This window comes from Arcobacter venerupis (assembly GCF_013201665.1).
GTDB classification, from domain to species: domain Bacteria; phylum Campylobacterota; class Campylobacteria; order Campylobacterales; family Arcobacteraceae; genus Aliarcobacter; species Aliarcobacter venerupis.
In genome coordinates this window covers 1,256,134-1,282,064 of the sequence record NZ_CP053840.1, presented here as the reverse complement: position 1 = coordinate 1,282,064, position 25,931 = coordinate 1,256,134, and the positions used below count along the sequence as shown (strand labels likewise).

Below are 25,931 nucleotides of genomic sequence, written 5' to 3'. Positions count from 1 at the left end.
TCTACTTTTTTCTATATTATTAGAACTATACCTATTTTTGAATGACAAACTCTTTATTATAATAGATTTTAAAATTCTTTGTTATGCTTTTTTCTACTAAAAGATTAAATCTTTCATTTTCAAACATATCCCCGCATAAGCTAACTCCTGTAACTTCATAGGCGCTATTTACATTATCTATCTCATTACCTATAAAGTTTGCTAAACTCTCCATAAAACCCAAAGAAATAGTTTGTTCATCAACACCTGCTAGTTTAAAACTAAGAGCTGATTTAAATAGGGCTAAATAATCTAAATTTTTATGGAAAAGTTTCTTTGAATCAAATAGTTTATAATCAATTCTAGGTCCTTTTTCTAATAAACAATCCATTGCATTTTCAACTATGTTATTTTGAAAATTTAGAACTATTTTTGCAATTTGGAAATACGTATAAAAAGAACTATTTTGAAAAGATATAGCAGTATTTATGGCTATTTTATAATCTTCAGGAAATTTTTCTTTGTAATTTGATATTAGTTTTTTTCCTTTTGTATCTTTTTGTATCTCTTCAAATATCTCTTTTATAGATTTAGGTATATATAAAGGTTCTAAAATATCCACTAATCCATCTATTTTTTCTGAATAATATGATACTCCATCACTATTTTTACTACTTATATAAAAGTTTAATATTGATTCACTAAAAAGTCTATTCTCCCATAAAACACTCATAAATTGTGCTTTATTTTTTTCTTGAAATTTTTCAAAAACTGCATCTAATTTTTTAGGATATGAGTTTGATTCTAGAACTAATTTTTTATTCTCAAAACATTTAATTTTAGGAATATCTATATAAATATCTTTTTTACTTTTTACATCTAAAAAATAGTCAAATTCTGTATTTTCTTCAATATTAAGAAAATCAATATTATATTTTTCTAACTCTTTAGAAAGCAATAATAAAGTTAAATCATTTGCAAATCTGATACTAATTTTATCTTTTTTTACACTGTTTTTTTGTTTATAAATTTCATTAATTTTAAAATCAATGAAGGGTTTTTCTATACTTGCTAAAGCTATGATTTCTGTTTTATTTTCGACAATTAAAGAACTAATATTTTCAAGATTTGTAACTAATAATTTTGAGCTTTTATCTATATTTTCTAATTTTGAGAAAACAAATATTCCACTCAAGGTTTTTATTTTTATCTTTTTATTTTCGCTTATTAATAAAGCTATTTTTTCAAATAATGGTTTATTTGATTCTATTACTTCATCTTCAAAAATAAATTCTGCCTCTTCAAAACCACTACAAATATCACAAGATTTAAAAGCATTGTAGTAATCTTTATTTTTTTCATCTTCTACTTTTTTTAAACACTCTGGACAAAAAGATATATGTTTATCTTGTGCTAAAGTGATTGAGTTTGCTAAAGGAAGAGAATCAATTACTTCTACTTTTAAACCATAAAAGTAGATTGACATTGGAAGATATAAAGACAAATTATCAGAAAAAGAAGTTAATATCTCTTGGGATGATTCTACATATAAATATAAAAAATCACCCTCTTGTAAGATTTTGTAACTACAATCAAACTGTTTTGAAGCAAAATCTAAAAACTTAGCTAATGTTTTATCTTTTGATTTATAGGTAAATTCAAATTTTAGGACCATTTTTTATCTCTCTTTTAAAAGAGATTAATGAAATCTCTTCTATTGTTGTATTTTTATTTATAATTTTCATTTGAACATCTAATGTTAAAAGATATTTAACAATTAAATCTTCCATTACTTTTACAGCTTTTATAATCTCATCACTTAATTCAAATGTAGTATCATCACCTATTCGTTTTGGAATTACTCCTAAAACTTGTGTTTGGGGTAAATCTTTATTCATATCAATCATATTTAGTGTTTGAAGCATTTCAATTTCGTGAGCGCTTCCTTGCCAGTTTATATATGAGGGTGCTTTTCTATAATCAAAAAAGTATACATCTCCAGCTTTTGAATTATCAGCATCAATACAATCTATCACTATAAGTTCATCATATTTTACAATCTCAGGTATCAATCGTTGGGCTAAAGTTCCACCATCAATCAAACTCACACTATTTTTTTGTGATATAAAGTCATACTTTTCATCTAAATAATGAATAAAATGTGCCCCTATTCCCTCGTCTTGAAATAAAATATTTCCTATTCCTAAAATTAAAATATTCATTTTTCCCTCTTTTCATTTTTAAACAAAATATGAGATTTTCATCTCGACTTTTCAATAAATTTAATTATATATTACAAGATAGATAAAATACTTTTTATATAATGAATAAGTATTCATATTCTATTTAATGTATTCTATACTCATTTAGGTTAAATTTTCTTTACCAAATGAATAATTATTCATATTTTCATAAAATATATAAATTTTTTTTAAATATCTTTAAATAGTAATCTTTGTACAATCCGTACATGACTAAAATACAAAAGATAAACTACACAGATTTAATTCAAATATCAAAAAAAATATCAAATCCATTTTCTAGGGAAATTTATATTGGAACAATAAAAGAAGATTTAGGAAATGGTATTTCTATTTGGTATGATATGGGAAATGGAATAGCTGTTTCTATCAGAAATTTTATACCAAAAAAAAATATCTTACTTATTGAACAAAGTGATGTTTCAGGAGCCGTTTTTATTTTTAATTTAGGAGAAAATCTAACTTTTTCATTTAAAAATGAAGATACATATTTTTTTAAAAAAAATCATTTTCTTTTAGGTCTTGCTTCTGATAAATTTTACTCAGAGACTCCTTTAGAGAAAGGGAAAATTTATAAAACTTTGACAATTGGAATGAAAGAAGAACTTTTTTTAAAATTAGCTCATCCAATAAAAAATATTGAAAAACTTATGAAAAAAACATTTAAAGATGATTACCATATTATTCAAGATAAAAATATAGATTCTCAACAATTTGAATTATTGGATTATTTTAAAAATGATAATTCTTATGAAGATATATTAAAAAATATTTATTTAGAGTCAAAAACTACAGATTTAATTCACCATACAATTGAAAAAATATCTAATAATTTAAATAATTTGATATTTAATAATTTAGATAAAAATAGAATGTCTAGCATAGAAAGAGCAAAAGAAATTATTATGCAAGAATATAATACAAACCTTTCAATAAAAGAAATTGCTTATAAATCTGCCATAAATGAGTGTTATCTAAAAAAAGATTTTAAAGAATATTATGGAATGACTATTTTAGAAATGCTTCAAAAAAGACGATTAGAAGTTGCAAAACAATTTTTAAAAGAAAATCTCAGTGTTAAAGAAGTTGCTTTGAAAGTTGGATATAAACATACTGGACATTTCAGTAAACTTTTCTTTGATTATTTTGGAATTAGCCCTAGTCTATATAAAAAACAACTCCATAATTTTTAATTTTTCCCTATTTTAGTTATTATTTTCCTCTTTTTGATTTTTAGATATTGATAGTTACTATCATTTTAAGTACTATTCCATGATTAATACACAAGGGAGTATATAAATGAAAATTTATTCTTTAAAAAGAAATCTATCTATCAATCTTTCTGTAATTTTATTGACTGGTTCTCAACTTTTCGCACAAGAAAATATAGAAACAACTTTATTAGATAACATTACCGTTAGTGAAGAAGCCTATTCAAACTATCAAAATGAAGGAAAGGTAAATATAAATAGAACAAACATAGATATAGAAGATACTGCAAAATCTATACAAGTTTTTAACAAAAATTTTATTCAAGATTCACAAGCACAAAGCTTAGAAGATATAATTACCATGTCATCTAATGTAGCTTATCAAGGAAATAAACAAGGAAGAGAAAATATTTTTTCTATTAGGGGTTTTTCAGGAGTTCCTATTTTAAGAGATGGGTTGAGTTTTTCAAATTCTGTTTCAGATGCTGAAATTTATAATTTAGAAAGTGTCGAAATTTTAAAAGGTCCTGATTCTTTACAATATGGACAATCTAGTCCAGGAGGAATAATAAATCTTGTAAAGAAAAAACCACAAAAAGAATCTCACGCTCAAATTGAACTGGAAGTTACTTCAAATAATTCTTATAGTCCTAAAATAGATTTAGGAGGAGCTTTAAATGAAGATAAATCTTTAAGATATAGATTAGTATCAACATTTAAATATGATGAGGGATATAAAGATTATAATAAAAATACAAATAGAGTATTTATTTCACCATCTATCGCAAAAGATATAAATGATAACCATACCATAACTTTTTTTACTGAATATTTAGATGAAACTAAACCATCAGAATTTGGTGCTTACTTAAAAAATGATGGTACTTTAGCCGCACCAATTGAAACAGTATATACTCATCCTGATGAAGAATTAAAGAAAACTCAAAAAATAGCTGGTTTTGATATAGATAGTACTTTTGATACTTGGAATTCAAATTTTAGATATAGATATGTTGATTATACGATAGATAATCCAACTGTACATATTCCTTTATCATATAATCAAACTAATAATACTATTAGTAGATTTTTTGCAACACAAAGAAATGATTATGAAGAACATGCTTTACAATATACTTTAAACAAAGAAGTAGATATTTTTAATTTAAAAAATAGAATTAGTATTGGCCTAGATGGTAATAAATCATATAATACTTTTACTGGATATATGGATAGATCAAAAATTTATACTTTAAATTTATCAAATCCAGTATATGAAACACTTACAACTTTAGCTGATCATCCAAATGCAATCACTTATGGAAATAGTGGCAAAAAAATTGCAACTGAAAAATGGGGAACTTTTATTCAAGACTATATTGATTTAACTGATAATCTAGTTTTAAGTGCAGCGGCAAGATATAGTCAAGTTAAGCCAGATTCAAGTGAAAAAAGTAGTGCTGTAACTCCATCTTTTGGTCTAGTTTACAAAATTACTCCAGAAACTTCACTTTATACAAACTACTCAGAATCATTTACTCCAAATACTTCAACAGATGTGAATGGTAAAATTTTAGACCCAGAAACAGGTAAAGGTATTGAACTTGGAATTAAGCAAAAACTATTTGATGATAAATTTGATTTAACCTCAGCCTTATTTAAAATAGAAAAAGAAAATATCGCTTTGACAGATCCTGATAATCCTTTATCTTATCTTGCAAGTGGGAAACAAGAGAGTCAAGGTTTTGAAATGGATTTAAGTGGAGATATAACATCAAATTGGTCTGTTATTGCATCATATGGTTATGCAGAAACAAAAGATAAAGACAATAACAATAAAGAATTAACAGGTGTACCAACACACACAGCAAATCTTTTTACAACTTATTATCTTTCAGCATTTAAATTACCAAATACTTACGTAGGTGCAGGAGCTAAATATTTAGGAGAGAGATATGTTAATACTGCAAATACTATAAAACTTGATTCTGACATAATTTATAGTGCAATGGTAGGTTATAAAAAAGGTCATTGGAGAACTAATTTAAGTATTCAAAATCTAACTGATGAAGTGTATGTACAATCAGCAAGTACAGTAAGAGTAAATACAGGAACTCCACGAACTGTTCTTGCAACAGTAAGTTATATGTTTTAAAGAATAAAAAATGATAAAAAAAATATATACTTATTTATCTACACCTGAAGAAAAAGGAAAAGAAATAGGACTATTTAGAACAATAACTGCCATTTTTGGTGGTTTGGTTCTTTCATATTTAACTATGACTTTAGTTGCTTTTATAATACCTTTAGAAATCAAAGAATCAGCAATTATCTCAATTATGTTTAATACCTTTGCTTGGGCAGTTGCTGCTACTTGGATAGCTTTATCATACACAAAATTTGATGCATTAATAAAATTTCTAGTACCTACTATTATTTTTACAATAGCACTTTATATTTTATACTAAGGAAAATAGGTGGAAGAATCAAAATCTAAACTATTTAAACAAAGACTTTTTAGACTGCATGTTGCAGCTGGTATAACATTTTCTTTGATTATGTATATTGCAATATTTTTTGGAGTTTTTGCAATATTTTTACCATATATTCAGACTTGGGAAAAACCATCAAGATATATAGAAAAATCAGATATTACAAAAATTGATTATAACAACATGATTAATGAAGTTTTAAAAAATCCAGATTTCCCAAAAGATAATCTTTTAATAAATTTACCCGGACGAATTGGGGATTCTGCAATAAGTATTTCAAATAGATTTGTAAAACCAGTGGTTTTTAATCCAATCACAAGTGAAAGAATAGATGATGAAGATAAAAATGTTACAAATTTAGCTGCTTTTTTAAATGAACTTCATTATGGGCAACCTTTAAAATTAATTGGAAGGTTATCTTTTGGTTTTGTGGCAGTAGGAACCATGCTTTTAGTAATAACTGGATTAATGCTAATTTATATTTTTAAATTTAGATATAAAGCAAAAAATCAACAAGCCCTATTTTCAACTATTCATGTAAAAGTTTTTACATGGCTTTTTATTCCATTTTTACTAATAACATTATCTGGTGCTGTTATGAATGTTGGACTTGTGAGTGCAGGACCTATGTCAAAAATTTTAACTAAAAATGAAAAAAATTCAATTGATGGTGTTGTAGGAAGTGTACTTTTCCCTCAAAATAAAGCAATAAAAAAACAAAATATTACAGCTTCAATGTTACCTTTATCACAGTTATTAATAAAAGCCCAAGAAATAAATCCTCAACTTACTTTTAAACAAATAAAAGTAATAAATTGGAATGATGAAACTGCAAGGGCTGAATTTATAGGATATAACCCATATAAACCATTTTTAAATGGAGGAATTTTTAATATTCCTTATGTTGCATTAAATATTCATACGGGTGATTTAATTGAAAATAAAACTGTATTAAATAACGTTTGGCCAGTTTTTGTAGCAGAAACACTATTTTTCTTACACTTTTTATTTGGAATTGATATTTTTTCAAGAATACTTGTAGCTTTAATAATGGCACTTTGTGGAGTTGCTATTGGATTTGGAGTTATGTTATGGCTTGAAAAGAAAGCAAAAAAATTTGAGGGGAAAATTACTTTTTATCACTGGATGGGGAAATTATCACTTGCCTCAATGATAGGAGTAATACCTGCAACTGCAATGCTTTTTGTACTACAATGGCTTTTACCTTTTAATTTAGAAGATAGAGTTTTATGGCAACAAGGAATTTTTTATAATGTTTGGTTATTTACCCTATTTTGGTCATTTTATAGAATTAATTCTTATCAAGCTTCAAAAGAGTTCTTTTTAAGTGCTGGAGTTTTATTTATATCATCTGTATTTCTGCATTTTATAATTTTAAATTTAAATCCAATGACATTAATGCCAAATATTTTAGGAGTTGATATATCTTTAATTTTGTTTGGACTATTACTTATTTTCATAGGAAAGAAATTGCCACAAAGTAGAGATAATTTTAAACTATTTAATAATTCAAAAAAGGAAAATGAAAAATGAAAAAATCTTTAAAAATTATATTTTTAATATTAGTTCCAATATATCTTTTTGGTCATGAATTAATAATGAATATAACAGATAATAAAAATAATACAATAACGGTAAATGGAAAATTTAATACAGGAGAAGACATAACAGGAGCATTACTACAATTAAAATCTACTATATCAAATGAAGTATTATTTGAAAAAAGATTTTCAAGTAACAATGCAATAACATTTGATATTCCAAAAATTCCCTATCAAATTAGTCTAATAGATGAAAGTGATGGTGATGAAATTGTAAAAGATGGGATTCCTCCAAAAGAGGGATTTAAAGATGTAGAAAAAATCAAAACTAAAGAAAATTCTAATAAAGAACAAAAACCTAGTAGAAATATGATGCAAATTTCATCAAGCATGGCTGTAACTGTAAGCATAATTTTAGCTTTTATTTTACTTTTAGCAACAATAGTTGTAAGCATAAAAAATACTAATAAATTAATAAATGAACTACAAAATAAGTAGTTCATTTAACAAAAAAGTTAAAACTTTTATATCTCTATTCCAAAATAAAACTTCACAAGATAACCTATTCCAAATGAAATAAGAGCAACTCCAAAAGTAATTGCTGACATTTGAATAACTCTTTTTGAGAAACTTAAATCCTTTGCTATACTTATATAAAAGTTATAAGAGATGATGGCTAAAAAGGCACTTATAAACATCATAATCAAAGAATATGCCATTGTTTCAAATATAAAAAATGGAGCAACTAAAATAGTTGTTGTTAATATATATGATACTCCTGTATAAAGTGAATAAATCAAAGGATTTATATCATCACTTGGATTCTCTTTTGCTTCAAAATACGCTGATCCAGCCATTGATAAAGATGCTGCAATTCCCATAATAAGACCTGTTAATCCAACTGTTAAACTCTTATCAAAAGCCAAAGCAATACCACTTAAGGTTCCTGTTAATTCAACCAAAGCATCATTCATTCCTAAAACTATTGCACCTGCGTATAAAAGTTTTTTATCATTTAACATATCAATAAGTTCGAACTCATGTTCCGTTTCTTGTTTATAAATTTTTCTTGATTCTGGATATATTTCAAAAAGTTCTTTATAATATTCTTCCGCTCCTGCCTCTCTTTTTTCCAATGTTTTTAAAGCAAAAGAAGTTCCAAAAACTTTCACAAGGAAGATAAACCATAAAACTACAAATCTTTGAGGTGCTATCTCTTTTTTTGTTATTTTAACCCAAAAGTCATAATGAGATTTTTCCTCTTTAGCTATTTTTTCAAAGATTTTTTTATTGGTTTCATCACTTTGATAAGATACTAATGTTTTGTAAATCGTATGGTCATTTATCTCATTTTGTTGTTGTTTTAAGGCTTTTTTTAGATGTTCTTCTTCAGAAGTTGTATTCATTTTGTCTCCTTTTTATTTTTATATACTATTACAAACTATTTAAAAATAATATCAAATTAATCTATTTTTATTACTGGTGTTATTTTTAAAACTATTTGTTTATCAACTGTTTCTTGTAACTTATTTTTGATGATTAGATAATCATCAAATAATAGATATTTATCTGAAATAAGCTCAATATTTACAAGTATTTTATCTTTTTTATTTTGTATTAATTGTATTTTTAGTTCTACTTTTTTATCTTCTAATACTATAGATTTAACACTATTTAATTTATTGAAATATTCATATTTATCAACTACTTTCATAAATGATAAAAATAAAGGTATGCTAATTATCACCATTAAAACAAAAGTATAAAGTAAACCTTTTTTAGCTTTTTTCACAGGTGCAAAACCTAAAACAATAAAAGTTAAAGCTGCACTTAGAGTTATTCCAACTAAATTTGTTGCAAAAAGTAAAAAAGAACCATAAATTACATCAATATTTCTAATTCCAATTCCAATTCCTATTACACTCAAAGGTGGAACTAATGCAACTGCAATTGCAACACCTGCAAGAGATTTTGCAACTTCTTCTTTTGAATATGCATATGCCCCAGCCATTCCAGAAAATATAGCAACCATTAAATCCAATAAATTAGGATTTAATCGTCCTTGCATCTCTACAGTTATTTGCTCTAAAGGTATAAATAAAGTATATATACTAGAAAATAATAAAGCTAAAGAAATACCAAAAAGCATTGTTCTTACACTTTGAAACAATAGAAATTTATCTGCTCTTATCACACCCATTGATAAAGAGATAATAGGAGCCATTAAAGGTGCTAATATCATAGCTCCAATAATAACAGGTGTAGAATTAGCAAAAAGTCCAGTTGTAGCTAATAAAGTACTTAAAATCATTAAAGTAGCAAAGATATAAGAAAATTTTGCGTTATCTTTTAAATTACTTAATAAATCTTTAAAATCCTCATCTGTTGCTTTTTTAAATAGTGGTAATTTTCCCTCAATTAAAATACTACTTATCTCAGCTTTTGGCAAAGAATTTAATTTTATTACATCTTTTTCTTCTATATGTTTTTCATCATTTTTTACAATTTCTAATAAATCTCTTCCTAAATGTAAATTTATACAATCTTGTAGTACTTCAAGTTCAATAGTTTTAGATTGATGTAAATCACTATTATCAATTTGATAATCCAGTATTTCACTTGAAGAGACAGTTAGTTTTGAAGCTTTGATAAATCCTAAACTTTTTGGCAGTGACATTAAAGAAACTTTTTGATAAAAAAAGATTGCTAATAAATACCATACATAAGAAATCAAAGAAGTTGGAGCTAAAATGTAAGCATTTAATTTTCCATCATGAATAGATAATTCATCTCTTATTGCTGATTCTTGAGTGGCTAAACTTAAGTGTTCAAGTACAGTAATTCCTGATGCTGCTGTTTGTACAGTTTGATCTTTAGAGGTGGTTAAAGTATAACTTTTGAATTTTATATTTTTAAGATTATTAAAAAAGATCTTAATTTTTCTAAATCTGCTATTTTCATTATAATCATAATTATTCATTCCGTGCATATCGCCAATTGAAATACGATTAAAACTGAGATAATCATTACATTTTAATAAATCTATTTTACTTAAAAGCTCAGGATTAAATGCATCATCAATAGCATCTTTAATATCTTTTGAAATACTATAATTTTTTATTGCATTTAAAGATTTTTCGTGGGGAAGAATAGATATTGATATAGTTTTATTTAGGTGATTTTGAAAAAATGTTTTAATTTCCTCATCACCTAAATATAAAAGAAATAATATATCTTTATTTTTTTTATCATCAAATATCTTATCTATTGAAAAAGTTGATATTTCACTTTTATATTTTTCTTTTATATAATCAAATATCTCATCAAGAATTTTTTTATCTTTTTCTTGGCTAATAAAATAGACTTGTTTGTACACTATATTAATCCTTTTTTAGATTATATAGTTTACTTGGTTCTTTTAATAATCTAGTGGATACTCTTTTGGCAAAATGATATTATAAGTTTTACTAAGAGTTTTATTTGTTTTAGATAATAAAATTGAATTTGCAAACATATTTCCACATAAAACAACATCATTTGCTTTTATATCTGTTGCAATTTCATTTACATAATTACAAATAAATTCGCTCAAACTTTCATAAAAAGAGTAAATCAAAGTTATATTATCAACATCAGCCATTTTATATGCCATTATTGATTGAACCGTTCTTCTATAGTCTAAATAGTTTACTCCATCTAAACTTACAAGTTTCATATCAATTTGAATACCACTTGATAAATTTGTATCTAATGCTATATCTTCAAACTCTTTTGCACTATTTATCCCTAAAACTTTTGCACACATATTTATGATTGATTCAAAACCATTTGTATTTTGTGCAACTTCACCTTCTAAAACCATTGGAAATTTTTTTGAATAATTTGCAATAAGTCTTGCACAATGTTCATCAATATCTGAAATCTCTTCAAAGCAGTTTTTTATACTATTGTGAATATTTGGAATAGAGATAATATCTTTTATTCCCTTTGTTGGGATATTCACAGAAATTGAACTTTTATGAGAATTTTGAGAAAAATAAACTCCAACAGAAGAAATTAATCTTTTTGCACTTTGGGCAAGTATTGCTTTAAAAACTCCACCATTTTCATCAAAATAATCTTTTGAAGAGTTAAATTTTTTATTTGCAATAAAATCATATTTTGGAAATAAACCTTTATCTCCATGAATTATTAGATTTTGCTCTTTAAAATATGTGATTTTTAATCCATCTTGATAAACTTCATCATTTACATATAAAACATGATTTATTCCATACTCTTTTAAAGCTTTTGCAAATAAAACTACTTCTTTATCATCAGGAATTTTTGCATAAATAAAATTTGTAGATGAAAACTCTTTATCAGAATTTTTTAGTATTTTAAATTTTAGTTTTACTAAAGGTCGCTCTATTGAGCAAAGAAGTTGATAATCTTTCATATTTATATCAAAAATTTCTTCAACTTTTGAAATATCAGTAATTAAAAGTTTAACTTCAAAACCTTTATTTTCGAAATTTTCTCTTATATCTTTATTTGGCAAAAAATAGTCTTTTAATCCATTACGTGTTTCAAATCTTGAAATTCCACCTTTTACAATTTTTAAAATATCGTTTGAGAAATCTATATTATTTTCTAAAATAATTTTTCTAATTGCGTCATTTGTTAAAAGAGATAGATTTTGTTTTATCTCAAAATCTTCTATTTCAACTAAAGTTTCATCATAAGTTTCAACAACATATGAGTTTCCTATAAAAATACTAAGTGGCAATTTATTTTCTAATAAAGCAAAAAAATCTTCTATCTCTTGAGCAAGAGCTTCTACAATAATAAGTATAAAAGCATTATATTGTTTGCAAGAAGCATTTATATTAGCCTCTTTTATCAAACTCTCAATAATGTGTTTAAAATATAAATTTGTAGTATTAAATTCTATTTTATAAATTAATTGCATGTGTGAAATCTTCTTCATTTGGAATTCTTGTTAAATGCTCACCATTGTAACTGCCTATCATGCTTTTTACAACATCACTAAGTACAATATTATTAACTTTTGTAGCTTTTATTCCTAAAGATTCTATCTCTTTTAAACCATTTGAAATAAATTCTTCAAATTTATCTTCCATCTCTATTGTCAGTCCAATTTGAACAGTTTCAATATCCTTTGGAATTATTCCAATAATTGTTACATTTGCATGGGAATCTAAAACAGATACTATCTCTAACATTTCAACGATTTCAACTTCATGGGCTGTTTTTCTATATGTTCCTAGTCCTAAAAGTACATCAGATGGAAGTCTATAAATTCCTCCAACCTCATCTTCAATAGACACAGTATCTAAAATAATAACATTGTCATACTCTTGAAAATATGCCATTAGTTTAAACCCTAATGTCCCACCGTCAATTATCTCTAAATCTTTATCATCAAACTCATAATTTTGTTTAATATATTCACTTGCATAAATACCTATACCTTCATCTTTGAAAAGCATATTTCCAACACCAATTACAATATTTCTTTTTTTCATAAATTACACCTTTAAATGAAAAGGGGCTTTCGCCCCTGCTTTACTCTATTTTTTTTCTTCTTCTCTTACAAATTTACTACCACCAATAACAATAGCGATATCACCCTCTTTCCAGAAGATTGTTCTCCAGATTTGATAATAAATATGACACATTACCCAAACTAGAATTAAATACATTGATGTATGATGAGCAATTCTAACACCCATATTTCCACCAAATGCAATTAATGTCCAATCCGTTGTTAAATGAAGCATCCAAGGCCACCAAGTTCCAATTGAACTAATACCTGAAGCTAGTCCTTGAACATAAAGTTGAAGTCCTGTAAATAACATAAATATTAGTAATAAGTGAAAAATTGTAAAAAATACAATATTATAACTATCACTATGTGATGAATCAAAGTTTTTTCTTCTGTTAAAAGTAATTAGATTTAAAAATACTTCAAAGAATTCTTTTATATTTTTTCCCGTAGGAATTAGTTTTTTATATGGTTTTTCAAATCTTGAAAAGAAATATAAATAACCTATTAATACAGCAGTTACATCAAAAATAATTGCAACTATTAAATGCCCCCATCTATTCCAAGCCATTACATACTTATCCACTGCTGGATCTGCTATAAATGTTTGGTAATAAGGGTGACCTATATATAAACCGGTTATAACAGCAACTACCATACAAATAGCATTTAGCCAATGTATGATTCTCATAGTTCCTGTCATTCTTTTAACCTCTTTAATGTTAGGCACGGCTTGTTCCTCCAATTGGATCTACTTTATAAACACCTAATTCTTTACCTTTTGTATCAACAATATGAACAGCACAAGCAATACATGGGTCAAAACTATGGATTGTTCTTAAAATCTCAAGGGGTTGATCCACATTTGCTACTTTTGTGCCAATTAATGATGATTCATAAGCACCCATTCTTCCTTTATAATCTCTTGGAGCTGCATTCCAAGTTGATGGAACAACTGCTTGATAATTTGCTACTTTCCCATCTTTGATTTTAATCCAATGACCTAAACCACCCCTTGGAGCTTCAGCCATTCCATACCCTTGAGCATCTTTTGAAACTGTATCAAAGTTAAATTCAGTCCATGTAGATAAATCTCCATGAGCTACATTTGAAGCTAATTCATCAATCCATTCCATCATAACATCAGCCATAAGTTCTGTCTCAATTGCACGTGCAGCAGTTCTTCCAACTGTTGAGAATAATACAGTTGTTGGTAAGTTTCCATTTTTTAAGAATGTTGTTACATATTTAGAAATTCTTTCATCACCACGTGCAACCCCAACTATCATTCTAGCTAGTGGTCCAACTTCCATTCTTTCATCATCATATAATGGTGATTTAATCCAAGAATATTTATTGTTTGTGTCAAGGTATGCAATATTGTCTTCTTTTTTACCAAAACCAGTATATGCAGGTTTTGTAACACCCTCAAATGGATGTAAATTTGTATTACCTTCATACCAAGCATGAGTAACATCTTCTGTAATTTTTGTTTGATCAATATCAAATACTTTTGATAAATCTCTGTTTTTTACAATTCCTGATGGGAATAGTTTTGATGCTTCATAAAATGGTGTATCATCAAGTCTAAAGTCACCATAACACATATAGTTTCCTAAACCACCACCAATTCCTTCAAGAGCTTCGCCTGCATACATAGTTCCAGCCATATAAACATCTGGTAAATATGCTTCTTTTGCAAATTTTTGAGCTCTTTTTAGAATTTGTTTAAATTCTGCAATTCTTGCTGGATTTTTAATATCTTGAACACAAGTTACTCCACCAACAACAAAAGATTGTGGATGTGGGTTTTTACCACCAAAAATAGCCATCATTTTTGCTAATTCTCTTTGTAATTCTAAAGCATCTAAATAGTGAGATAAACCTATTAAATTTTGTTCAGGAGTAAGTTTAAATCCTTTACTTCCCCAATATGCATTTCCAAAGATTCCTAATCTTCCTTGTTTTACATATTTTGTAACTCTTTCTTGAACAGCTGCGTATACATCTTCGCTAGCATTCCATGGTCTGTGTCCTGAAACACCTGCCCATTTTTGAGCTTCAGCTACCGTTGCTTTTGGATCTGCTTTTAAAGCTTCTGTAATATCAACCCAGTCAAGTGCGTGTAAGTGATAGAAGTGAACAATATGGTCATGTAAATATAAAGCACCTTGAATAAGATTTCTTACTAATCTTGCATTTTTTGGAATAGTAATTTTAAAGGCATGTTCAACAGCTTCAATACTTCTTTGATAGTGAGTTCCTGTACAAACTCCACAAATTCTCATTGCTAATAAACCACAATCTCTTGGGTCTCTTCCTTTTAAAATCTCTTCAATTCCTCTAAACATTGTTGAAGATGAAAAAGCATCAACTACAACATTATTTTCATCAATAATTGCTTCGATTCTAAGATGTCCTTCAATTCTTGTAATTGGATCTATTACTAAGTGTTTGTTTGCCATTATTTTTCTTCCCCTTCATTTGATTTTTTTCCTGCAACTGCTGATGCCACTGCATGAACTCCAATACCAATAGCTGTTGCTGTTAATAATCCTAAACCAAACTCATCTACAGTTTTTTCAACTCCACCAGTTGGTGCTTTGATTTTTGCATCTGCCATTGGTCTTTCATAAGCATATTTATCCCAAAATTGTGGCTCACTACATCCTATACATCCTCGTCCTACACCAATAGGCCAGTTTGTACCCTCGTTATATCTAATAATTGAACAGTTATTAAATGTCATTGGACCTTTACAACCCATTTTATATAAACAGAAATTGTTTTTAGCACCTTCATCTCCCCACTCTTCAACAAACTCACCAGCATCAAAGTGAGCTCTTCTTTCACAGTTATCATGGATTCTATATCCAAATGCGAATTTTGGTCTTAAAAGTGAATCAAGTTCTGGAATTTGACCAGTTAATACATAATGTAAAACAACCCCCACCATATTTGCAGGATTTGCAGGACAGGCTGGAATATTGATAATTGGTTTACCTTTTACAATATCCATAACACCAACTGCACCTGTTGGATTTGGAGCAGCTGCTGGAATTCCTCCAAATGTTGCACATGTACCAACAGCAACAATAGCAGCTGCATCTTTTGACATTCTAATTAAGTGATCATGGAAAGTTTCACCCATAGCACCAATTGTTCCATATTGACCATTCATAGCCATTGGAATTGCACCCTCAACAAATAATAAATATTTACCTTTGAAATGTTCAACTGCTTCTTCAAGTTGTTTATCAGCATCAAAACCAGCACAGGCTTGTAAAGTTTCATGATATTCCAAACTTAATACATCAAATAATAAATCATCAACAGTTGGAGCTGAACTTCTTAAAAGTGCTTCAGAATTTCCAGCACAATCTTGTAATTCAATCCAAATAACTGGAACTCTATTCATAAGTTCAGTAGCTTCTGCTACAAGTGGAGCAAACATAGGAGGTAACATAAGTGTAGCAGTTGTAGCACTAACCCACTTCATAAAATCTCTTCTATTTACACCTTCAGATTCTATTACATCCATTAAATCAATATCTTTAAGTGCAGGTTGCGCTTTTAATATTGATAAACGACTTTTTACTTTTTCAAATAAAGAGTTGTAATATTCTTCACCTTTGTTTGTTTCAACTTTTCCTGATTTTTGGGTAAAAACTTTTTTTACCATTTCTTGCGAATCAATCATACCTCGTACTCCTTAAAAAATGAATGTTCATTTACTATATGTAAAATATCTGTATCAGACTTATTCTTTTCTTAATTAAATTACGTGAAAAATAGCATTAAACTAGCATTGTTGGTATTTATATTATTTTATTTTTCAGCTTATATGATTTTATGGTATTTACATTATTTTAGTTCGAAAAGTGTATAAGAAAATTTTAATTTTAATTTTTTTTCAAATTGTTACAAATATACACTTATTTTACGAATAAATGTTCATTAGTGAGTAGTACAAACAGAGCAAACATCAAAGCTTCGTAAGACTATTTTTGCTATTTCGATGCTTGAAGAACCAATAATAGCTTTTTGTGCAATTCCTTTTTGAGTTTTATTTTCAGGACCTAAATTCCAAACAGTTGGAGTAATTACATCATATGATTTTATCAATCCTTTTTCAATAGTTATATTATGTAAAAGTGAGCCTCGACAAGCTTCAACAACTGCCATTCCAGAACCATTTTCAATATCTTTTAGTGAGAATTTTGGTTTTACATATGAAAGTTCTGAAATATCTACTTGAGAGATTAAATTATTAGTTTCATTTAAAAGATGTGCAATTTCATCAACTCTTGCCATTACTCTTGAAAAAACTGAATCATCAAAAGATTTGTGTATCTCTTTTATAAATTTTCTATTTGAGATAATTGCACGAGAAAGTGGTCCTGTTTCAAAAAAAATTTCATCATAAGATACTGATTTTGACCAAGTATGTTTTTCTTGAGTATTATCATTTTTATTTAAAGAAAAAGTATTAGTATCATCTTCAACTATTTTTGAAAAATCTAATTTATTAACTAATTTTCGTTTTATTCTTCCACTTTTAAATAAACTTGATTCCCCTAAAGTTATAAATCTGTTATATGATTTTCCATATTTATCTAAAGAGTATTTAAATGCTAAATCTTTAAAATATTTTAAATCAGCACTTAAATCTTCTAAATTATCAACTCTCTCATAAGCTAAATAATTTTCTAAACTAACTCCACTAATTGAATTTTCAAAGAAACTAATTGCTGTTTGAAGATAGTTTTGCATCATAATTAAATCAAGTTTAGTAGGGTCACTCATAACTCCACCAGGAATCATATATGATGTATGTGGCCATTGTCCACCAATCACTGCTAATGCTTTTATAGTTTCACTGGCAGCTTTTTGAGCTTGCATCCATCGTGTTCCTTTTAATGGAGCATAAATTCCTAAATCATTTGTATCTAGTTTTATAATATCAGGAAGAATAAACATATAAAACCATTTTATATGAGAATCTATTATCTCGATATTTAAACCTATTTCTCTTAAAAGTTTTGCTTTTTGCGTAATTTGTAATTTCTCATTTATATTTTCATAAATATTTTCCAAAGCTTCAACGGTTGCTTTTAAATGAGCTTGTCCACAAATTCCACAAATTCTTGGGGTATAAACTAAAGCATCTAAAGGTGATTTTCCTTCTAAAATATATTCAAAACCTCTAAAGTTTAAAAAATCAATTCTGGCATTGCTCACTTTATTGTTTTCCCATGTGCAATGAAGTTTTGCTTCACCTTCGATTCTTTCTACTAAGTCTATTGTTTTCACTTTTATTCCATTAATTTTTTATGAAGTCTGTCTATTCTAAAAGTTTTTGCAACTCCACTAATACTTAAATATGCTCTTTTTGAAATTCCCAAAGGAACTTCATAAGGTATTCCTATATTTTTTTTAGTTTCTAACATATCATTTCTTGGAAAATCTATTTCAGTACAGCCAATACAAGGCATTCCAACTCTTGTTTTTGAACTAATATCATTCCATAATATTTTATTGCAAGAGCTATGAGTCATTGGCCCTCGACAACCTTGATCGTAAAATAAACAGCCCTCTTTTTGTCCAAATGCACCCTCAATTTTCCACTCAAAATACTCATTTCTTGTGCATCCATGATGGGCTAAGTTACTATAAAGTTCCTTTGGTCGCCCTACTTCATCCAAAGCCATTTCACCACAAGTTTTTAATGTAAAAAGAGTTTGTAAAATCCATTCTGGATGAACTGGACATCCTGTAAGATTTACTATTTTGTGTTCTAAATTTTCTAAAATATCTTTATTTATAGCCTCATTAATACCGCAAATATCTCTATTTTGCGTAAATTTTGCATGAACTCCACCGTAAGATGCACATGAACCCACAGCAATAATATAATTTGATTTTGAAGCCAATTTATTTAAATGATTAAAAGTTGAATCTTCATGAATTGAAAATATATCTTTATTTGAAGAGATAGAACCCTCGATTAACAAAAAATCAATTTTTTCATTTTGATTTAATATATCTTCAAGGGTTTTATCAATGGTTAAACTTGGATGATATATAAAATCAAAACTATTTAGAAAAAGTTCAAACCTGCTTGAGTTTGCACTCAATAAAGAGTGGGTATTTCCATTACATGTAATTGCAGTAAACCAGACAACTGTTGTTTTTTTTTTAGTTATCATACTTCAAAGCACGATATATGTTTTCAGAAACAGAATCTGAATAAAAAAGCAATTCTTTATCTAAAACATTTTCTCCACTTAAAAATGCAAATCCACCTAATGAACCCATTATCATGGCAAATGCTGGAAAAAATTCTTGTTCTCTAAACTCTTTTTTACTTGCACCCTCTTCAAGTAAAATCATAACTTCTGTTACAAATTCTCCTACGCATAAGAAACCCTCACAACCTTGTTTGAATACTTCTCTATTTGATAAATAGACTCTTAAAAAATATTCAATAACTTCAGGAGATTTTTGTACATTTTCTAAATATTTTTCTACAAATAAATATATTTTTTCTTTTGAACTTATATCTAAATTATTTATCTCTTTGAGCTCTTCAGCTAAGATATTTGTTGAGTATTTTATTGCAAATTTTGCAAGTTCTTCTTTTGAAGAGAAATAGTTATACATATTCCCAACACTCATACTCATAGCTTTTGCAATGTCTGGAATTGTAGTATTATAAAAACCTTTTTGAGAAAAAAGTTTTAAAGCATTTTGTATAATATTATTTTTTTTATTTTCTTTAGTAGTCGAAATCTTTTATCCTTTAAAAACGTTTGTTTATAATAATACATTTAATATTAATTAATTATGAATTAATTGAAATAATAATTAATCTATAATTGATATTCTATTTTTACCATTATTTTTTGATTCATACATTGCCATATCTGCTCTATTTACTAAATCATCCATAGTGTCTTCTTTTTTCAATATGGTTAATCCAAAACTTGCAGTGATTATTGATTCATTTAAATTTTTCAAAATATAATCATCTTCAATTAAACTTTTTAATTTTTCTGTTACAGCTATTGAATCTTCAATTGAACTATTTACATAAGCAATTACAAACTCTTCTCCACCCCATCTTGCTAATAAATCGCTTTTTCTTATATTTGTTTTTAATATATCTGCAATTCGTACAAGAACTTTATCCCCAATAATATGTCCAAATTTATCATTTACATCTTTAAAATTATCAATATCAAGGAAAAGTAAAGACATTGATTGTTCATGTCGTTGATGAAATAACATAGTGTGTTCTAATTTTAAGGTAAAAACTCTTCTGTTATTTATATTTGTTAATAAATCAATATCAGCTAAATATTCTAATTTTTTATTATATTTTTTTATCATGTAAGTTATGATAATTGTAATAATTATAGAAATAAATAAAGAGAAAAATAGATTTATAAAAAATATATCTTTTACATCAGTAATAAAATCATCAAGATTTGCTTCAACTAATAAATATAGATTTAACTCAGGTATATATTTTGTATTTAAAAGGCCTTTTTTGTTGTTAATTTCATACTCTAAATTTAAAGGTTCTTTTGAAATAATTTCACTTTTATACTTTTTTAAATTGGGTAATTCATCAATATTTCTCTCAGGCATAATATCTTTTTCAGATAAGACAATATCACCATTTTCATTTAAAAAAGAGACTTTAAAATGATATTTTTGTCTAAACATTTTTAGCATATCATCAATATATGAGATTTTAATGGCAACCCCTGTTGCTCCAAGATAAGAATAATTACTATCAAATATTTTATAATTAATAAACATAATTAAAGAGTTTGATAGATTTTTATTAAAATCTAAATTTATTTCATGGCTTTCTTGTATATGTTTAAATTTAAAATACCAAGCGTTATTTGGATTTTCTTTCTCAATTTTTTCAAGTAATCCATCTTGAGTATAATAATTACCTGTTTTTTCTGATACTAAAAATGTTGTAAACATAGAATATTTATTTTTTACAGCTTCTAAATATTTTTGAATTTTTTGATTATTAGCCTCATCACTTAATAACCAATCTTGAACAAAAGTATCATTTGCCATCATAGAAGATACTAAATATGGTTCAATTATATGCTTTTGTATTTCTGTGTAAATATTATCCAAAGAAAGAGGTAAAGATTGAGTTCTTAAATGTTTTTCAGTACTATTTAACGAAACAAAATAATTAATAAATGTTATCGATACTGATAGTATTAATAGCAAAAGACCAATTAAAACAACGATTTTATATTTTGAATTCATTATCTACCTTTTATTTAAAATAATAATTTTTGGGAATTATAACTTTAAAGAGCTAAAAAAGGTTAAATTTCTAATTATTCCCTAAACTTTTCAATCGCTCTTACACTTTCAACTGCTGCTGGAAGTATTGCTTCACTCATAGCTGGATGAATATATAACATCTCTTTTAAATGCCTTATGTCATTATTTATGTGCATTACAGCTAATACTTGATGCATCATTGTTGAACTTTCAGGACCAATCATATGACAACCTAAGATTTCATAATTTTTTGGATTAACTATAAATTTTGTAACTGGATATTTCAGTTTTGTTGACATTGCTTTTGCACTTGCTAACCAGTTTGTTGTTGTAGAGATATATTCAATATTTAATTTTTTAGCTTCTTGTTCAGTAAGTCCTACACTTGCAATTTCAGGATCTGTAAAAACTGCATGGGGCATATATTTAAAATGTAAAGGTTCTTCACACTCTTCAAGTAAAATTTTACTTACGTGATTTACTTCATAAGCAGCTGCGTGTTGAAGCATATAAACTCCTGCTGCATCACCAACTACATAAACACCTTTTGCTGTTGTTTCAAAGAAAATATCTCTTTTTATATAGCCTCTTTCATTTATTTCGATAGAAGTATTTTCTAGTTTTAGACTTGATGTATTTGATTCTCTTCCAATTGCATAAAGTAAAGCTTCACTTTTATGCTGTTTCTTTTGTCCATTTGTATTTTCTAAAATCATAGTAAATTGCTCATTTTTGTACTCAACATCAATTGCACTTGTATCAAACTCAATATCTACTTTTTTACTAAACTCTTTTTTAAAGATTGAAGCTATTTCGTCATCTTCATTTCCTAAAATATTTTGACTTCGTACAAGTAATTTTGTTTCTATTCCAATAGCCGAGAAAAAGCCTGCTAATTCACAAGCTATAAATCCAGAACCCACTATTGTAATTGATTTTGGAATTTTACCTTCTAAAGGAAAAATATCATCACTAGTCCAAGCTTTTTCATGTTCAGGTTTTTTAGGTTTTGTTCCTGTTGCAATTACAATTTTAGGAGCTGTTAATTTTTGTTCATTTACTTTTATTATATTATCTGAAACGAAAAAACCTGTACCTTTGAAAACTTCTACATTTTCATTAAATCTACTATTGTATCTTCCATCAATTTTTGAGATATATTCATTTGTTTCAGCGAAGATTTTTTCTATATCAATATTATTTATTGTTGAGTTTATAAAGTGTCTATTTGATTCTTTTATAGCATTTGCAACATGTGCATAACCAATTAGAAGTTTAGAAGGAACGCAACCTCTATTTGGGCAAGTTCCACCTAAAGTAGATTTTTCAATTATTGCAACTTTTTTTCCAGCTTTTCCAGCACTAACAGCTAAATTACTAGCTCTTCCTGCTCCTATTATTATTAAATCAAACTTTTTCATTTTATAGCCTTTTTTATTAATACATAATTTTTAAGATAGTTTATAATTTCTATCAAAAACAAAGCGATTAAGCCCATAACCCAATAAAAGAACCATTGTGAAATCATTCCAATAAATCCATCTTCTTGAATATAATCAATAACTTCAAAAACAAGAAAAATCACAATAGAAGTACGAAAAGACAGATTGGCATTTTTATTAAAATCAATTAACTCATAATCTTTTAATTTAAGCCTAAAATATAAATAAATAAATCCCATTGGAATTAAACTTAAAAGATAAAGATAATCATCTTTTATTATTTCAATAGTTTTATTTTCTCCCAATAAAAAAACATAAACAGCTATGATAGATATTAATGATAGTGTAAAAAGACCAAGTTGTTTTATCAAAATATTTCCTTTTGTTTTATTGATTCTAGCAAACAATAGATTAAGAATTTAACTTTACGTAATTTTTAGCAATATTTGGATTGTTTAAAACTTTTAATTAACTTATACTTCTTAAAAAACCAAAATAGGATAATTAATGAATAATAAAAATATACCTTTTCAAACTATAGATTGGTCAAATATACCAAAAACTGAACATAAAGGTGAATCAGGAGTTGCATATTGGCAAACATTACAATTTGATGGATTAAGAGTAAGAGTTGTTCAATATAGTGAAAATTATGTAGCTAATCATTGGTGTGAAAAAGGACATATAGTTTACTGTTTAGAAGGTGAAGTTATAAATGAACAGAAAAATGGTGAGAGTTCTATACTAAAAGTTGGCATGTCATATATAGTTTCAGATGAGTTAAGTTCACATCGTTCAGTTACAAAAGATGGGGTAAAGTTACTTATAATTGATGGGGATTTCTTGAAATTAAAGAACTAACATAAAGATTTTTTTAAGCTATCACTAAAATAAATAAAGTAGAATCTAAACGGTGTAAGTAGCTTATTTTTAATTAAGTATTTATACTATTAATTTTAAACTTTTCGAAGATTTATAAAAAGGAAAATACCATGATAAATGTAAGTGTAATGTATCCAAACTCAGCAGATGTGAAATTTAATAAAGAGTATTATTGTAATAAACATATTCCTTTAATTTCACAATTATTAGGTGATGCCATAAAAGATATTCAAGTAAGTTTCGGATTAGTTGGAGCCTCTATTGATGAAGCTCCTGCTTTTATTGCTATGGTTTTTATGACTTTTGATTCAATAGAAGCTTTTCAAACTGCCTTTGGACCACATGCTCAAAGATTAGTTAATGATATTCCAAATTATACAAATGCTCAAGCTCAAATACAAATTAGTGAAATCGCAAGTAAATAGCCCTAAAAATATTATCCCAAGATACTAAAGTTATTAGTAATTGGGATAAAAGCTCAATTAATCTCAATAAATCACTCTATGCTAATCAATTCATTTAAAATATATTTATTTTGCAACTAAGTCGCATTTAAGATCACAAGATGTATTATTCTCAAAAATAAATGCAACTTAGTTGCAAAAGGAATAATTATGTTAAAAAAAATTTTAGGATTAAGTATCTTAGCATCAACAATGTTATTTGCAAAGATCACTGTTACAACAACAATATACCCATTATATAGCGTAGTAAAAGAAGTTGGAGGAAATAATGTAACTCTTAATAATCTAATTCCGTTTGGAACAGAACCACATGAATTTGAACCAAATCCAAAAGATATGGCAATTTTATCAAAAAGTGATATTTTTATTACAAGTGGTGAAGTTATGGAGCCTTGGAGTGTAAAAATAATCAAATCAATGGATATTGAAAATAAAACATACGATATGAGTAAACATGTGAAACTAGCAACTCACAAAGAGTTCGATGATGGAAAAACTTATGACCCACACTATTGGCTTAGTTTTGATAACTATATTAAAATGATAAAAAATATTGAAACACTTTTAATTGAAAAAGACATTGTAAATAAAGAAGTTTATGAGAAAAATGCCTCAATTTATCTTGAAAAAATCACAGCTTTACAAAAAGAATATCAAGTATTAAAAACTTGTAAAAACAAAAAAGTTGTTGTAAATCATGATGCATTTGGATATTTAGCTAATGATTATGGAATAACTCAATATTCAATTTCTGGAATGTCTCCTGATGAAAAACCATCTGCAAAACAAATTGCTGATCTTATAAAAATAGTTAAAACAGAAAAAATAAACACAGTATTTTTTGAAGAATTCGCAAGTGATAAAACAGCTAAAACAATTGCTCAAGAAGCAAATGTAAAAACTGATGCCCTAAGACCAGTTGAAAATATAACACAAGAAGAAAACACAAAAAACATAGGTTTCATTGATATTATGTCAGCAAATTTAATCAAATTAAAAAGTGCAATGAATTGTCAATAAAATTCTCTGATATTATAATTGATGTTAAAAATCTAACTTATAAAGATGTTTTACAAAATATATCTTTTGAAATATTAAGAGGTGAATATGCTGCCATCATTGGTCCAAATGGTGGTGGCAAAAGCACTTTGATAAAAATATTATTAGGATTGATTCAAGCCACAAATGCACATATAAAACTATTTAATTATGAACAATCATTATTTAAACAATATCGTAAAATTGGTTATGTACCTCAAAGAGCCACTTTAGTAGATAATAATTTTCCAGTTACTGTTCAAGAAGTGATTAATTTAGGATTAGCCCACAAAAGTTCTCTATTTTCAAAGATTTCAAAAGAAGAGAGTTTACATATCCAAAATATTATGGAAAAACTTGAAATTACAGATTTAAAAAATAGAAGAATTTCACAGCTTTCAGGAGGGCAAAGACAAAGAGTAATGATTGCTCGAGCACTTATTAGCAAACCAGAAATTCTTATTCTTGATGAACCAAATACAGGTGTTGATACACATTCACAAGCTAAATTCTATGAATTATTGAACAAATTAAATAAACAAGAGAATATTACAATACTTTTTATAACCCACGATTTAGGTGTAATTGTAAATGATATTAAAAGAGTTTTATGTATTAACCAAACACTTTTGTCATGTCATACACCCAATGAAATACTTAACGATGAACAAATGAGTAAAATCTATGGCATCAATAGCAATATTATTTGTCATCATCACTAAGGAAT

General features: G+C 26.9%; 24 protein-coding genes. 9 read left to right on the top strand and 15 right to left on the bottom strand.

Annotated elements, in window-relative coordinates; genetic code table 11:
- Window positions 1-31 precede the first annotated feature (31 nt).
- Both AVENP_RS06310 and AVENP_RS06305 read right to left on the bottom strand, forming a co-directional pair.
- On the bottom strand, window positions 32-1,654 hold the full coding sequence (locus AVENP_RS06310) for a hypothetical protein (protein ID WP_128358717.1): 1,623 nt from the start codon (window positions 1,652-1,654) through the stop codon (window positions 32-34).
- Window positions 1,638-2,201, bottom strand: a complete 564-nt coding sequence (locus AVENP_RS06305) for a HyaD/HybD family hydrogenase maturation endopeptidase (protein WP_128358716.1) — start codon at window positions 2,199-2,201, stop codon at window positions 1,638-1,640. Before AVENP_RS06305 ends, AVENP_RS06310 begins: the two co-directional genes overlap by 17 nt.
- Before the next feature lie 248 nt (window positions 2,202-2,449).
- Between AVENP_RS06305 and AVENP_RS06300 the strand changes: the two genes are divergently transcribed.
- The 5 genes from AVENP_RS06300 to AVENP_RS06280 all read left to right on the top strand — a co-directional run bounded on the left by AVENP_RS06300 (window position 2,450) and on the right by AVENP_RS06280 (window position 8,003).
- Window positions 2,450-3,433, top strand: a complete 984-nt coding sequence (locus AVENP_RS06300) for a helix-turn-helix domain-containing protein (protein WP_128358715.1) — start codon at window positions 2,450-2,452, stop codon at window positions 3,431-3,433.
- 106 nt (window positions 3,434-3,539) lie between these two features.
- Entirely contained in the window at window positions 3,540-5,606 is a 2,067-nt protein-coding gene (locus tag AVENP_RS06295) for a TonB-dependent siderophore receptor (protein ID WP_128358714.1), read from the top strand.
- Between the two features lie 10 nt (window positions 5,607-5,616).
- The gene (locus AVENP_RS06290) at window positions 5,617-5,919 is read left to right on the top strand and encodes a hypothetical protein (protein WP_128358713.1); all 303 of its coding nucleotides are present in this window, start codon (window positions 5,617-5,619) and stop codon (window positions 5,917-5,919) included.
- Window positions 5,920-5,928: 9 nt separating this feature from the next.
- Complete coding sequence (locus tag AVENP_RS06285; RefSeq protein WP_128358712.1) at window positions 5,929-7,497, top strand: PepSY-associated TM helix domain-containing protein; 1,569 nt, start codon at window positions 5,929-5,931, stop codon at window positions 7,495-7,497.
- The gene (locus tag AVENP_RS06280) at window positions 7,494-8,003 is read left to right on the top strand and encodes a hypothetical protein (RefSeq protein ID WP_128358711.1); all 510 of its coding nucleotides are present in this window, start codon (window positions 7,494-7,496) and stop codon (window positions 8,001-8,003) included. The genes AVENP_RS06285 and AVENP_RS06280 overlap by 4 nt, the downstream gene beginning before the upstream one ends.
- A 26-nt stretch (window positions 8,004-8,029) precedes the next feature.
- Here the strand turns inward: AVENP_RS06280 and AVENP_RS06275 are convergent, their stop codons facing one another.
- The 13 genes from AVENP_RS06275 to AVENP_RS06215 all read right to left on the bottom strand — a co-directional run bounded on the left by AVENP_RS06275 (window position 8,030) and on the right by AVENP_RS06215 (window position 23,191).
- Window positions 8,030-8,911: a VIT1/CCC1 transporter family protein gene (locus AVENP_RS06275; protein WP_128358710.1), complete on the bottom strand. Its 882-nt coding sequence runs from the start codon at window positions 8,909-8,911 to the stop codon at window positions 8,030-8,032.
- Window positions 8,912-8,967: 56 nt separating this feature from the next.
- Window positions 8,968-10,881: a TIGR00341 family protein gene (locus AVENP_RS06270; RefSeq protein WP_128358709.1), complete on the bottom strand. Its 1,914-nt coding sequence runs from the start codon at window positions 10,879-10,881 to the stop codon at window positions 8,968-8,970.
- Window positions 10,882-10,923: 42 nt separating this feature from the next.
- A complete protein-coding gene (locus AVENP_RS06265; protein WP_228201862.1) occupies window positions 10,924-12,474 on the bottom strand; it encodes a Kae1-like domain-containing protein in 1,551 nt (516 codons plus the stop codon).
- The gene (locus AVENP_RS06260; protein WP_128358708.1) at window positions 12,440-13,033 is read right to left on the bottom strand and encodes a HyaD/HybD family hydrogenase maturation endopeptidase; all 594 of its coding nucleotides are present in this window, start codon (window positions 13,031-13,033) and stop codon (window positions 12,440-12,442) included. The genes AVENP_RS06265 and AVENP_RS06260 overlap by 35 nt, the downstream gene beginning before the upstream one ends.
- A gap of 45 nt (window positions 13,034-13,078) precedes the next feature.
- The gene (locus AVENP_RS06255) at window positions 13,079-13,756 is read right to left on the bottom strand and encodes a cytochrome b/b6 domain-containing protein (protein ID WP_128358823.1); all 678 of its coding nucleotides are present in this window, start codon (window positions 13,754-13,756) and stop codon (window positions 13,079-13,081) included.
- Between the two features lie 19 nt (window positions 13,757-13,775).
- Window positions 13,776-15,518 (bottom strand): nickel-dependent hydrogenase large subunit, encoded by a 1,743-nt coding sequence (locus tag AVENP_RS06250; RefSeq protein ID WP_128358707.1) that lies wholly within the window; start codon window positions 15,516-15,518, stop codon window positions 13,776-13,778.
- On the bottom strand, window positions 15,518-16,753 hold the full coding sequence (locus AVENP_RS06245; RefSeq protein WP_128358706.1) for a hydrogenase small subunit: 1,236 nt from the start codon (window positions 16,751-16,753) through the stop codon (window positions 15,518-15,520). Before AVENP_RS06245 ends, AVENP_RS06250 begins: the two co-directional genes overlap by 1 nt.
- A gap of 257 nt (window positions 16,754-17,010) precedes the next feature.
- On the bottom strand, window positions 17,011-18,366 hold the full coding sequence (locus AVENP_RS06240; protein WP_128358705.1) for a nickel-dependent hydrogenase large subunit: 1,356 nt from the start codon (window positions 18,364-18,366) through the stop codon (window positions 17,011-17,013).
- Window positions 18,367-18,368: 2 nt separating this feature from the next.
- Window positions 18,369-19,262 carry an NADH-quinone oxidoreductase subunit B family protein gene (locus tag AVENP_RS06235; RefSeq protein ID WP_128358704.1) on the bottom strand — a complete coding sequence of 298 codons (894 nt, stop codon included), beginning with the start codon at window positions 19,260-19,262 and terminating at the stop codon, window positions 18,369-18,371.
- Complete coding sequence (locus AVENP_RS06230) at window positions 19,252-19,809, bottom strand: TetR/AcrR family transcriptional regulator (protein WP_228201869.1); 558 nt, start codon at window positions 19,807-19,809, stop codon at window positions 19,252-19,254. Before AVENP_RS06230 ends, AVENP_RS06235 begins: the two co-directional genes overlap by 11 nt.
- A gap of 111 nt (window positions 19,810-19,920) precedes the next feature.
- Entirely contained in the window at window positions 19,921-21,357 is a 1,437-nt protein-coding gene (locus tag AVENP_RS06225; protein WP_128358702.1) for a sensor domain-containing diguanylate cyclase, read from the bottom strand.
- 74 nt (window positions 21,358-21,431) lie between these two features.
- Window positions 21,432-22,799 carry a dihydrolipoyl dehydrogenase family protein gene (locus AVENP_RS06220; protein WP_128358701.1) on the bottom strand — a complete coding sequence of 456 codons (1,368 nt, stop codon included), beginning with the start codon at window positions 22,797-22,799 and terminating at the stop codon, window positions 21,432-21,434.
- Window positions 22,796-23,191, bottom strand: coding sequence for a hypothetical protein (locus tag AVENP_RS06215; protein WP_128358700.1), 396 nt, complete (start codon window positions 23,189-23,191; stop codon window positions 22,796-22,798). Before AVENP_RS06215 ends, AVENP_RS06220 begins: the two co-directional genes overlap by 4 nt.
- Window positions 23,192-23,327: 136 nt before the next feature.
- Here AVENP_RS06215 and AVENP_RS06210 point away from each other — a divergent pair, with 136 nt between their 5' ends.
- The 4 genes from AVENP_RS06210 to AVENP_RS06195 all read left to right on the top strand — a co-directional run bounded on the left by AVENP_RS06210 (window position 23,328) and on the right by AVENP_RS06195 (window position 25,926).
- Window positions 23,328-23,681: a DHCW motif cupin fold protein gene (locus tag AVENP_RS06210; RefSeq protein WP_128358699.1), complete on the top strand. Its 354-nt coding sequence runs from the start codon at window positions 23,328-23,330 to the stop codon at window positions 23,679-23,681.
- 131 nt (window positions 23,682-23,812) lie between these two features.
- On the top strand, window positions 23,813-24,127 hold the full coding sequence (locus tag AVENP_RS06205) for an EthD family reductase (RefSeq protein WP_128358698.1): 315 nt from the start codon (window positions 23,813-23,815) through the stop codon (window positions 24,125-24,127).
- Between the two features lie 189 nt (window positions 24,128-24,316).
- A complete protein-coding gene (locus AVENP_RS06200) occupies window positions 24,317-25,186 on the top strand; it encodes a metal ABC transporter substrate-binding protein (protein WP_128358697.1) in 870 nt (289 codons plus the stop codon).
- Window positions 25,177-25,926: a metal ABC transporter ATP-binding protein gene (locus AVENP_RS06195; RefSeq protein WP_228201861.1), complete on the top strand. Its 750-nt coding sequence runs from the start codon at window positions 25,177-25,179 to the stop codon at window positions 25,924-25,926. The genes AVENP_RS06200 and AVENP_RS06195 overlap by 10 nt, the downstream gene beginning before the upstream one ends.
- Window positions 25,927-25,931: the final 5 nt, after the last annotated feature.

Bases quoted from the DNA above. Each gene is read 5' to 3' on its own strand.
- AVENP_RS06310 (WP_128358717.1), bottom strand. From the start codon at position 1,654: ATGGTCCTAAAATTTGAATTTACCTATAAATCAAAAGATAAAACATTA.
- AVENP_RS06305 (WP_128358716.1), bottom strand. From the start codon at position 2,201: ATGAATATTTTAATTTTAGGAATAGGAAATATTTTATTTCAAGACGAG.
- AVENP_RS06300 (WP_128358715.1), top strand. From the start codon at position 2,450: ATGACTAAAATACAAAAGATAAACTACACAGATTTAATTCAAATATCA.
- AVENP_RS06295 (WP_128358714.1), top strand. From the start codon at position 3,540: ATGAAAATTTATTCTTTAAAAAGAAATCTATCTATCAATCTTTCTGTA.
- AVENP_RS06290 (WP_128358713.1), top strand. From the start codon at position 5,617: ATGATAAAAAAAATATATACTTATTTATCTACACCTGAAGAAAAAGGA.
- AVENP_RS06280 (WP_128358711.1), top strand. From the start codon at position 7,494: ATGAAAAAATCTTTAAAAATTATATTTTTAATATTAGTTCCAATATAT.
- AVENP_RS06275 (WP_128358710.1), bottom strand. From the start codon at position 8,911: ATGAATACAACTTCTGAAGAAGAACATCTAAAAAAAGCCTTAAAACAA.
- AVENP_RS06265 (WP_228201862.1), bottom strand. From the start codon at position 12,474: ATGAAGAAGATTTCACACATGCAATTAATTTATAAAATAGAATTTAAT.
- AVENP_RS06260 (WP_128358708.1), bottom strand. From the start codon at position 13,033: ATGAAAAAAAGAAATATTGTAATTGGTGTTGGAAATATGCTTTTCAAA.
- AVENP_RS06255 (WP_128358823.1), bottom strand. From the start codon at position 13,756: ATGACAGGAACTATGAGAATCATACATTGGCTAAATGCTATTTGTATG.
- AVENP_RS06250 (WP_128358707.1), bottom strand. From the start codon at position 15,518: ATGGCAAACAAACACTTAGTAATAGATCCAATTACAAGAATTGAAGGA.
- AVENP_RS06245 (WP_128358706.1), bottom strand. From the start codon at position 16,753: ATGATTGATTCGCAAGAAATGGTAAAAAAAGTTTTTACCCAAAAATCA.
- AVENP_RS06235 (WP_128358704.1), bottom strand. From the start codon at position 19,262: ATGATAACTAAAAAAAAAACAACAGTTGTCTGGTTTACTGCAATTACA.
- AVENP_RS06225 (WP_128358702.1), bottom strand. From the start codon at position 21,357: ATGAATTCAAAATATAAAATCGTTGTTTTAATTGGTCTTTTGCTATTA.
- AVENP_RS06220 (WP_128358701.1), bottom strand. From the start codon at position 22,799: ATGAAAAAGTTTGATTTAATAATAATAGGAGCAGGAAGAGCTAGTAAT.
- AVENP_RS06210 (WP_128358699.1), top strand. From the start codon at position 23,328: ATGAATAATAAAAATATACCTTTTCAAACTATAGATTGGTCAAATATA.
- AVENP_RS06205 (WP_128358698.1), top strand. From the start codon at position 23,813: ATGATAAATGTAAGTGTAATGTATCCAAACTCAGCAGATGTGAAATTT.
- AVENP_RS06200 (WP_128358697.1), top strand. From the start codon at position 24,317: ATGTTAAAAAAAATTTTAGGATTAAGTATCTTAGCATCAACAATGTTA.